Annotated in this window: 1 protein-coding gene; it reads left to right on the forward strand. The window is 68.2% G+C overall.

What is annotated here, in order from left to right; all coding sequences use genetic code 11:
* Window positions 1-1,073 (forward strand): hypothetical protein (locus J1M64_RS18515; protein ID WP_206475153.1); only part of this gene is annotated, 1,073 nt, incomplete at its 5' end.
* Window positions 1,074-1,181 lie beyond the last annotated feature (108 nt).

Consider the following 1,181-nt stretch of genomic DNA (forward strand, 5'->3'; position numbering starts at 1 on the left):
GGGGGAGGTTGTCCACAGGGAGGATTTCTCCACAGGCTGCCTGCATATCGCAGGTCACGGCGGGAGTGCGCGTGTCGGCGTGGGCGAGACTGCCGAACATGGGTGCATCAAAGACAGACGACCACGACAGTCCCTTTCTCTCGACGTTCGCGCAGCTCGCCCGCAGCGGCCTAGACCACGATGAGATCAACAGGCGGATCGGCGCCGGAACGCTACGGCGGGTGCGGTCCGGCGTCTACGCCCACGAGCCGGAAGCGGCGCCCGCCGGGAGCGGGCCCGACTACGTCCTCAGGGAGCGGGAGTTCCTCGAACGAACTCGGGCGGCCGCGCTCGCCGTGGAACCCGGGACGGTGATGTCGCACGGCTCCGCCCTCGCGCTCTACGGGCTGCCGCTCCACGGGATCCCCTTGGGCCGACCCACCGCCACCCGGCCGCGCGAGGGCGGCGGAACGCGGCGCAGTTCGGCGCTCGTGTGTTTCACCCTGCCCGTGGAGGGGGCGACCAGACTCGTCGACGGCATCCAGATGACCTCTCCGGCCAGGACGATCATCGACGTCGCACGGACGGTGAGCCTGGAGAGCGGCGTGGCTGCTGCCGATCAGGCCATCCGCCGAGGCATGTTGTCGCGCCCAGAGCTCCAGGACGAGGCGGGTCTGGCTAAGGGGCGCACGGGTGTCGGGCGCGCGCGGGCGCTGCCGGAGCTGACATGCGGGTTGGCGGAATCGGTTCTGGAATCGTTGATACGGCTGATCCTGGTGTTCGCGGGTCTCCCGCAGCCCGAGATGCAGGTGTGGCTGTCGGGCCGGAGCGGCAAGCGGTTCCGCGTGGACTTCTACTGGCGAGAATGGAGGCTCATCGGCGAGGCGGACGGCTTCGGCAAATACGGGAACAGCCCGCAGGAGATACGGGAAGCACTGAGCCGTGAACGCCAGAGGCAGCGCGATCTGGAAGATGCCGGCTACGTGGTGATTCGCTGGGTATGGGATGACCTGCGGCGTCCGGACGTGATCGTCCGGCGGGTGAAGGACGCGATGCGTCGGCAGGAGCAACTCGGACTCGGCCGCGCGGCGTAAGAGCGTCGCCCGCCGGCAACCAAGAATCCGCTACTCGGAATAGGGATCGGCTGGTCGAATTGGACTAGCGGATCCCGAATCCGAGTAGCGGATTTCGGGGCTGGGGCC

The sequence above is a fragment of the Dietzia sp. KRD202 genome (assembly GCF_017168155.1).
Taxonomy (GTDB): Bacteria; Actinomycetota; Actinomycetes; order Mycobacteriales; family Mycobacteriaceae; genus Dietzia; species Dietzia kunjamensis.